The sequence below is a fragment of the Bradyrhizobium sp. genome (assembly GCF_049586575.1).
Lineage (GTDB): Bacteria > Pseudomonadota > Alphaproteobacteria > Rhizobiales > Xanthobacteraceae > Bradyrhizobium.
Map to the genome: position 1 here is coordinate 1 of NZ_JBAVCF010000286.1, position 8034 is coordinate 8034.

General features: G+C 63.0%; 7 protein-coding genes and 1 pseudogene. 5 read left to right on the forward strand and 3 right to left on the reverse strand.

Translation table 11 applies throughout. The features are described 5' to 3' along the window. A pseudogene (locus WB528_RS11090) lies at positions 1-564 on the forward strand (phenylalanine--tRNA ligase subunit beta); the annotation flags it as partial. Positions 565-576: 12 nt separating this feature from the next. Here WB528_RS11090 and WB528_RS11095 read toward each other — a convergent pair. Beyond that, the gene (locus WB528_RS11095) at positions 577-1977 is read right to left on the reverse strand and encodes a flavin monoamine oxidase family protein (RefSeq protein WP_423888458.1); all 1401 of its coding nucleotides are present in this window, start codon (positions 1975-1977) and stop codon (positions 577-579) included. 221 nt (positions 1978-2198) lie between these two features. On the opposite strand from WB528_RS11095, the gene WB528_RS11100 reads away from it, so the two are divergent. After that, the gene (locus WB528_RS11100; protein WP_423888459.1) at positions 2199-3050 is read left to right on the forward strand and encodes a YiiX/YebB-like N1pC/P60 family cysteine hydrolase; all 852 of its coding nucleotides are present in this window, start codon (positions 2199-2201) and stop codon (positions 3048-3050) included. A 144-nt stretch (positions 3051-3194) separates the two neighbouring features. Beyond that, positions 3195-3947 carry a sulfate transporter family protein gene (locus tag WB528_RS11105; RefSeq protein WP_423888460.1) on the forward strand — a complete coding sequence of 251 codons (753 nt, stop codon included), beginning with the start codon at positions 3195-3197 and terminating at the stop codon, positions 3945-3947. 140 nt (positions 3948-4087) lie between these two features. Here the strand turns inward: WB528_RS11105 and WB528_RS11110 are convergent, their stop codons facing one another. Together WB528_RS11110 and nth are read right to left on the reverse strand one after the other, a co-directional pair. Beyond that, the gene (locus WB528_RS11110; protein ID WP_423888461.1) at positions 4088-5296 is read right to left on the reverse strand and encodes an ABC transporter substrate-binding protein; all 1209 of its coding nucleotides are present in this window, start codon (positions 5294-5296) and stop codon (positions 4088-4090) included. A gap of 127 nt (positions 5297-5423) precedes the next feature. Beyond that, positions 5424-6224, reverse strand: coding sequence for an endonuclease III (gene nth / locus WB528_RS11115; RefSeq protein ID WP_423888464.1), 801 nt, complete (start codon positions 6222-6224; stop codon positions 5424-5426). Between nth and WB528_RS11120 the strand changes: the two genes are divergently transcribed. Further along, positions 6223-6741, forward strand: coding sequence for a DUF2244 domain-containing protein (locus tag WB528_RS11120; RefSeq protein WP_423888462.1), 519 nt, complete (start codon positions 6223-6225; stop codon positions 6739-6741). The genes nth and WB528_RS11120 overlap by 2 nt on opposite strands. A gap of 80 nt (positions 6742-6821) precedes the next feature. Next, positions 6822-7715 carry a methylated-DNA--[protein]-cysteine S-methyltransferase gene (locus WB528_RS11125; protein ID WP_423888463.1) on the forward strand — a complete coding sequence of 298 codons (894 nt, stop codon included), beginning with the start codon at positions 6822-6824 and terminating at the stop codon, positions 7713-7715. Positions 7716-8034 lie beyond the last annotated feature (319 nt).

Genomic DNA, 8034 nt, shown 5'->3' on the forward strand with positions numbered 1-8034 from the left:
TTCGACGCCAAGGCCGACGCCTTTGCGGTGCTGTCGGCTGCCGGCGCACCAATGCAGGCACTGCAGGTGGTGTCCGGCGGCGCTGCATGGTTGCATCCCGGCCGCTCCGGCACGATTCAGATCGGCCAGCAAAACGTGCTTGGCTATTTTGGCGAGCTGCATCCGCGTGCGCTGGAACAGCTCGGCGCCGACGGCCCGATGATCGCTTTTGAGGTGATTCTCGATTCTCTTCCCGAAGCCAAGCAACGCGCTACGCGCGCCAAGCCGGCGATCGAACTGTCGGCTTTCCAGCCGGTGTCGCGGGATTTTGCCTTTATCGTCGATCGCGCGGTGAAGGCCGGCGATGTCCTGCGCGCGGCACAAGGCGTCGATAAAAAGCTGATCACCGCCGTGACGGTGTTCGACGTCTACGAAGGCAAGGGCGTCGAGGAGACCAAGAAATCGGTCGCGATTGCAGTGACGTTGCAGCCGCGTGAGAAGACCATGACCGATCAGGAGATCGAGGCGGTCGCGGCCAAGATCGTGGCCGAGGTCAACAAGAAGACCGGCGGCGTGCTGCGCTAGGTTTCCTTCGCGTCAGTTGACCGACGCGCCGCGGGTGCGGCGGCGTTGCCCGGGCGAACGTCGCGGCGCGGCCATCGGATCGGCGAGCGCGCCGATTTTTTTCAAGGCGGCTTCCGCCGCTCGCTCTCCGCTTTCCCAGGCGCCGTCGACCGTGCCCCACAGCGTCTCGTGGGTTGCTTCGCCCGCGAGAAACAGATTGCCTGTTGGCTCGGTGAGAATCTTGCGCGAGCCTTGCCCGCCCGGCGCGGCCACCGACATCGCGCCCAACGTCAACGGCGAGGCATTCCAGCGTGTCACGCTCGATTTCTTCACCGTGGCGGCCATATCGCTGCCGAACAGCTTCTTCAGCCATTCCACCGCAAACGCCACCATGGCCTTCTCGCTTTGGCTCGAAAGATCGCGCCCGAAGGAGCCGGCGACATCGACCAGGCATAACGAAGAGCCGGCGATATTGGCCGAAAGCAGTGCGGTGCGGGTCGAATTGCTCTGCTCGATGAGAGCGTCGTCGCGGGCAAGGCCGAACGGATTGCCCACCAATTGCAGGGCGATGCGGTCATAGCTGCCGAGCGACAGCTTTGCCGCGGCGTCGAGCTGACGCTTCGGGAGTTCGGGTGTGAATTTGATGCTGCCCGCGGCCAGCACATTGCTCGACACCGTAACGATCACGGCGCGCGCGGCGATCCTGCCCGCGGACGTTTCGACCGTCACCTCACGGTTGTTCCAGATAATCCGATTGGCCGGCGTCGAGAGGGCCACCGGCAGTTGTTCGCCCAGTTTGGCGACCAGGGCTCCGACGCCTTGACGGCAACCGATCGCGGCGTTGCGATCCTGCGCCCGCGCCTTGTCCACGACAGATACGTCCCGCAGATCCTTGCCCGTTCCATTGGCGCCGAGCACGAATTCCGCCGTGCCCGCCCAATCGCCGAGATCTTTCGGCAATACCGAGGCGCAGGCCACGTCGGCCTTGCGCGAGGCCTCATCGATGGCGCGGTTGGCGCGGACCAGCGCGGCCAGGAGTTCCTCGGTTTCACCGGCGCGCGCATAGCGCTGCCCGATCCGGATCTTTTGTCCCAAGGGAGCAGCCGAGATGTCGAGGCCGGCGCTACGAGCCAGCCTGACCATCGGATTGGTCTCGGGATTGTGTAGCCAGCGCGCGCCGCGATCGAACGGCACATCGAAAGCGGTGCTATCGGTCCAGCAGCGACCGCCGAGGCGGCTATCGGCCTCCAGCACGATCACCTTGCGATTGGCGGCTTGGACGCGCCGCGCCGCGGCAATGCCGGCAGCACCCGCGCCGATCACGACGATGTCGGCCTCGCGCGGCAAGGGGGCGCCCCACGCGCGGCTGCCGATAGCCGGTAAAACTACGGCGGCGGCAGATGCCGCGAGGAGATCGCGCCGCGTGATGGCCATTTCATGGATTCCGGGATTTTGACAACAGAGTGAACAACTGGTGGCTGATTTTTGCGTTCACAGCGGACACTTTTTCAGACTAGCCGCATCCAAACATGAGCGGCAAGCATCATGGTAAATCAATCATGCTTGACCGGCTATCGGCATGAACCAAATTGCAACTGCTTTCGACCATGATATTGGTTGCAAAAAGCAGCCGAAAAGCTGCTTTGGGGGGAACAATGGGCGTAATGCTCGACACCGTTGGCAAGTGGCTCGCTTCCTATCTTCAAAAGGAAGTGCCCGGCTATGAGCCGTTCACGCCGAGCGACCCCGGCCATCTCAGCAGCATCATGCAGCCCGGCGACGTGCTGCTGGTCGAGGGCAACAACCGCATTTCCGGCATCATCAAATACCTGACCCAGTCGACCTGGTCGCATGCCGCGTTGTTCGTCGGGCCGATCGACGGCGCCGTGGAAGCCGACGGCGAGCCGCATGTGCTGATCGAGGCCAATATCGGCGAGGGCGTGACGTCTGCGCCCCTGTCGAAATATTTCACCTACCATACGCGGCTGTGCCGGCCGGTCGGCCTGATGTATGAGGACCGCTACACCGTGTGCCGCTACGCCATCAACCGGATCGGCTTCGGCTACGACACCAAGAACATTCTCGACCTGATGCGCTTCCTGATTCCGCTGCCGATCCCGCAGCGCTGGCGGCGGCGAATGATTGCGTTCGGCTCGGGGGATCCCACCAAGATCATCTGCTCGGCCCTGATCGCACAGGCCTTCGACGCCGTGCGATATCCGATCCTGCCGAGAGTCACGCTGGCCGGCTCACGGCAAGCGCGCCGTGAAATCCTGCATATTCGCGACTCCTCGCTCTACATGCCGCGCGACTTCGACATCTCGCCCTATTTCGAAATCGTCAAGCCGACCATCGTCACCGGGTTCGACTACACCGCTCTGCACTGGGCCGACAAACAAAAGCCGCTCCAGGAGGTAGCGGGCCAGTTTGGTGTGTTTCCAGAAGCAGTCTCGCCGCCGCTTGCTCCTGAAGCGACTGACGAGGAAGCGCCGCTTCCAGCTACGTAAGTAGCATTATCCAGCCTCGCTGACGCGAGCCCGCAAAAAACGCCTCCTCTCCACCACACGCTAACATAGCGGCGCCCGTCAACGCACTTGCCGAACTCTCCGGCCGTGTCTACCTCTCGCACGGTTGATGCGGAGGAGGAAGCGATGCTCGATGCGGCCGTCAAGGCGCTGTCGCAAATTCTGTCGCCGGCGATGCGCTCTATCCTGTGGCGATCAATCGGTCTGGCGTTGGTGCTGATCGTGGTGCTGGCGATTGGACTGCAACGCCTGTTGAGCTGGCTTGCGACCTCGGGCGAAGTCTGGGCCGAAATGTTTCTCGGCCCTTCGTTCCAGACGCCGCTCGATATCCTCGCCTGGATCATTTCGATCGCCGCGGGCCTCGGCGTCGTCTTCGGCGCGGTGTTTTTGATGCCGGCCATCACCTCGCTCGTGGCCAGCTTTTTCGTCGACGAGGTCGCCGACCATGTCGAGCGCGAACATTATCCGGCTGAGCGGCCCGGCACAGCCCTGCCGCTTCCACTTGCGATCGCCGAAGGCGTCAAAACCGCGTCGCTGACGATCCTCGTCTATCTCGTCGCGCTGCCTTTCGTGCTGTTCGCCGGCGCCGGCTTCATCATCTTTTTCATCGCCACCGCATGGCTTCTGGGCCGGGAATATTTCGAACTGGCGGCGATGCGGTTTCGCAGTCCGCGAGAGGCCAAGGCGATGCGCAAGGACAATGCCGCAGCCGTGTTCACGGCGGGACTTGTCATCGCCGCTTTTGTTTCGATCCCGATCGTCAACCTGGCGACGCCGTTGTTCGGCATGGCCTTCATGGTTCACATGCACAAGCGGCTCAGCGGGCCGCGCCCGGAGCTGATCGAGCCCGAGCGAAAGGCGCGTCTGCCTCTGGCCTAAGTCCCTCATGGTGGGGAGCCCGCTGTCGCCCGCCAGGGCGCAAGCGCGGCGTCTCGAACCATGAGGCCCCTGATGCACATCCATCGAGACGCCGCGCAAAAAATGCGCGGCTCCTCAGGATGAGGCGGGGCAAGTACCGGTCAATGCGCCACCAGCGGGCAGCCGCCGTCCGCCAACGACCGAAACGCCTGATCGCCGGGGATGGTGGAGAGAATCTTGTAGTAGTCCCACGGCCCCTTGGATTCGGCCGGCGACTTCACCTGCGCCAGGTACATGTCATGCACGAGGCGGCCGTCGGCGCGCACGTGCCCGTTCTTGACGTAGAAATCGTTGACCGGCAGTTCGCGCATCTTCGCCATAACGGCCTTGGCCTCGTCGGTGCCGGCCGCCTTGATCGAGTTGAGGTAATGCGTGATCGCCGAGTAAACCGCCGCCTGCGGCATGGTCGGCATCCTCCCGAACTTCTCGAAGAAGCGCTTCGACCACGCGCGGGTTTCGTCGGTGCGGTCCCAGTAAAATGCGGTGACCAGTTTCAGTCCCTGCGCGGCCTGAAGCTGCATGCTGTGCACGTCGGAGATGAACACCAGCAGCGAAACGATGGATTGATTCTTGGTCAGGCCGAATTCGTTCGCCTGCTTGGTGGCGTTCACCATGTCGCCGCCGCCGTTGGCGAAGGCGACAACCTTTGCGCCGGATGCCTGCGCCTGCAACAGATACGAGCTGAAGTCGGCGGTGTTGAGCGGATGACGCACGCTGCCGAGCACCTTGCCGCCCGCAGCTTTCACCGCCGCGCTCGCATCCGCTTCCAGCGAATGCCCGAACGCATAGTCGACGGTGAGGAAGAACCAGGTGTCGCGGCCTTCCGCTACCACTGCCTTCGCGAGACTCGTGGTCAGCGCGTAGCTGTCGTAGACCCAGGAAGCCTCATTCGGCGTGCAGGACTTGCCGGTAAAGGCCGTGCTGCCGACCGCGCCTGCGATCGCGATGCGATTTTTTTCGGCGGCGAGCTGCTCGACCGCGAGCGCGACGGAGGAGTTGTCAAATCCGATCGCCATGTCGACCTTGCCGACATCGAACCACTCGCGGGCGATTCCGGCACCAACATCGGATTTGTTCTGATGATCGCCGGACACGATCTCGATCGGCTTGCCGAGAACCTTGCCGCCGAAATCCTCCGCCGCCATTTTCGCCGCGACCACCGAGCCCGGACCGCCGAGATCGGCATAGAGGCCGCTCTGATCGTTCAGCACGCCGATCTTGACGACATTGTCCGAAATTTGTGCGCGCGCTGCTTGCGCTGCCAATCCCGTGACCAACAGCGCTGAAACCAGCGCAAGCCGAAGCCGCATGACGTCTCTCCCCTTGTCGAGCAGCCCTTACCCTGGGCTTTAGCGCCTTTGGAGCGAGCCTAGGCTGCGTGCTTCTCCCCGACAAGGTCCAATCGCAGCGGTACATTGGCTACTAACGACGCAGGCGTCACAAGGTCTTTTCCGGCCAGCGGCAGAGATCGCTGATCAGGCAGACCGCGCAGCGCGGCTGGCGCGCGAGGCAGGTGTAGCGACCGTGCAGGATCAGCCAGTGATGCGCGTGCAGCATGAATTCCGGCGGGATCACACGCTCCAGGCCAAGCTCCACTTCCAGCGGCGTCTTGCCCGGCGCCAGTCCCGTACGGTTGCCGACACGAAACACATGGGTATCGACCGCCATGGTGCGTTCGCCGAAGGCCATGTTGAGGACGACGTTCGCGGTCTTGCGGCCGGCGCCCGGCAGCGATTCGATTTCGGCGCGCGTGCGCGGCACCTCACCGCCGAATTCGCGTATCAGTTTTTCCGAAAGCGCGATGACGTTTCTCGCCTTGGTGCGGTAGAGCCCGATGGTCTTGATGTAATCGCGCAACTTCTCCTCGCCGAGCGCGAGCATTTTTTGCGGCGTGTCGGCAACCTGGAACAGAGTGCGGGTCGCGCGATTGACTCCGGCATCAGTCGCCTGCGCTGACAGCACGACCGCGACCAGGAGCGTATAGGGATTGAGATGTTCCAGTTCGCCCTTTGGCTCGGGATTGGCCTTGCGAAAGCGCTCGAACGCTTCGCGCACCTCGGCTTCCGTCCAGGGTTTGGGTTTTTTGGCGGTTCGTGCAGGCTGAGCACGGGCTTTCTTGCGGCCGCCGGGTTTCGTGGTGGGCAGTCTGGTCACGCGCTTCGACTTTGTCCTGGCGGCAGGTTTAGCAGATGCGCGACGCGTGATTTTTTTCATGGTCCCGATATAGTGGCACGTCATGACCGCAGGCAATGATTTTGATCCCGATCATCAGCCCGAACTGTTTTCGGCGCGGCTGACGCCGCATCGCTCGCTCAACCGCACCGGCTTTCTGGTGCTGATGGCCGTTGTCAGCGTGCTGAGCTTTGCCGCCGGCGTCGTCTTCCTGCTGATGGGCGCATGGCCTGTGTTCGGCTTTTTCGGCCTCGACCTGCTCGCGATTTATTGGGCCTTCGAAATCAGCTTTCGCCAGGCCAAGGCGTACGAGGAAATTCACCTGACGCCGTCAGAACTTCACGTGCGGCGGGTCAGCCATCGCGGCCACGTGGTGGAATTCATCTTCAATCCGCTGTGGGTGCAGCTCGACCGCAAGACACATGCGGAATTCGGTATCGAGCGGCTCTACCTGGTCTCGAAAGGCCGCCGCATCTCGATCGGCAGCTTCTTGGGCGCCGATGAAAAAGCGAGCCTTTCCAAAGCTTTAATAACAGCGCTCCAGGTCGCCCGGCGCGGGGTAACGTATAACCCGCTTCACTAGACCCCGTCGGAAATCGGGTGGTTTGGATGACACGGCGGCCCTACATCCGTGACATGATCAAACTAGCCACGAATGATGCCATGAACCTCGCGATCGACGACCTTCGCCTGACCAAACCAGGTACCCAAAACGCCGCGCTACGCGACTATGATTCCGTGCGCCGCGCTATCGCCTTCATTTCGGAACGCTGGCGCACGCAGCCGGCCATCGAAGCGATGGCGGACGCCGCCAGTGTCACGCCGGATGAATTGCACCATCTGTTTCGCCGCTGGGCCGGCCTGACGCCGAAAGGCTTCATGCAGGCGCTGACACTCGACCACGCCAAGAACCTGTTGCGCGATTCGGCCAGCGTGCTCGACGCAGCGCTCGATTCAGGCCTGTCGGGCCCCGGCCGGCTGCACGATCTGTTCGTGACCCATGAGGCGATGTCGCCGGGCGAATGGAAGACCGGCGGCGACGGCATGACGCTACGTTATGGTTTTCATCCTTCGCCCTTTGGCACCGCGCTGGTGATGGCGAGCGAGCGGGGCCTTGCGGGCCTCGCTTTTGCCGACGCCGGCGAGGAGAAGGCAGCCCTTGCCGACATGACCGGACGCTGGCCGCGCGCCAGCTATATCGAGGATTACCTCGGCACCGCGCCGCTTGCCCAGCGCATCTTCGACAAGAAGCTGTGGCGGCCGGATCAGCCGTTGCGGGTCACCCTGATCGGCACCGACTTCGAGGTCCGGGTGTGGGAGACGCTGCTGAAGATCCCGATGGGCCGCGCCGTCTGCTATTCCGACATCGCCAAGAAGATCGAACGTCCGAAGGCCTCGCGCGCAGTGGGTGCGGCGGTCGGCAAGAACCCGATCTCCTTCGTGGTGCCGTGCCATCGCGCGCTCGGCAAGAGCGGCGCGCTGACCGGCTATCACTGGGGCATCACCCGCAAACAGGCGATGATCGGCTGGGAAGCAGGGCAGGTGGGGATGCAGTAAGGCGAGGCCCGGCGGTTTTGCAACCTCCCTTGGAAAGGGGAGGTCGCCTTGCCCCGAAGGGGAGCAAAGCGGGAGGGGATCAAAATCTCGGTCGGCCTTGGCTTGACCCCTACCCCACCCCTTCCCCGTTCAGGGGGGAGGGAGTCACTCAGCGACAGGTTACTTCAGCCGCTTCTACAGGGTCGCCGTGTCACAGAGCCGGCCGTCCGGAAACAGCGCCAACGGGCGCGGCGAGCGAAACGATCTCGACGCTTTCGCTCACGCTGCCAAATCGACCTTGGAGGCAACGGTGGCGTCGGCGTTCAGGCGGTAGATGATG

Bases quoted from the DNA above. Each gene is read 5' to 3' on its own strand.
- WB528_RS11095 (WP_423888458.1), bottom strand. From the start codon at position 1,977: ATGGCCATCACGCGGCGCGATCTCCTCGCGGCATCTGCCGCCGCCGTA.
- WB528_RS11105 (WP_423888460.1), top strand. From the start codon at position 3,195: ATGCTCGATGCGGCCGTCAAGGCGCTGTCGCAAATTCTGTCGCCGGCG.
- WB528_RS11120 (WP_423888462.1), top strand. From the start codon at position 6,223: ATGACCGCAGGCAATGATTTTGATCCCGATCATCAGCCCGAACTGTTT.
- WB528_RS11125 (WP_423888463.1), top strand. From the start codon at position 6,822: ATGAACCTCGCGATCGACGACCTTCGCCTGACCAAACCAGGTACCCAA.
- WB528_RS11100 (WP_423888459.1), top strand. From the start codon at position 2,199: ATGGGCGTAATGCTCGACACCGTTGGCAAGTGGCTCGCTTCCTATCTT.
- nth (WP_423888464.1), bottom strand. From the start codon at position 6,224: ATGACGTGCCACTATATCGGGACCATGAAAAAAATCACGCGTCGCGCA.
- WB528_RS11110 (WP_423888461.1), bottom strand. From the start codon at position 5,296: ATGCGGCTTCGGCTTGCGCTGGTTTCAGCGCTGTTGGTCACGGGATTG.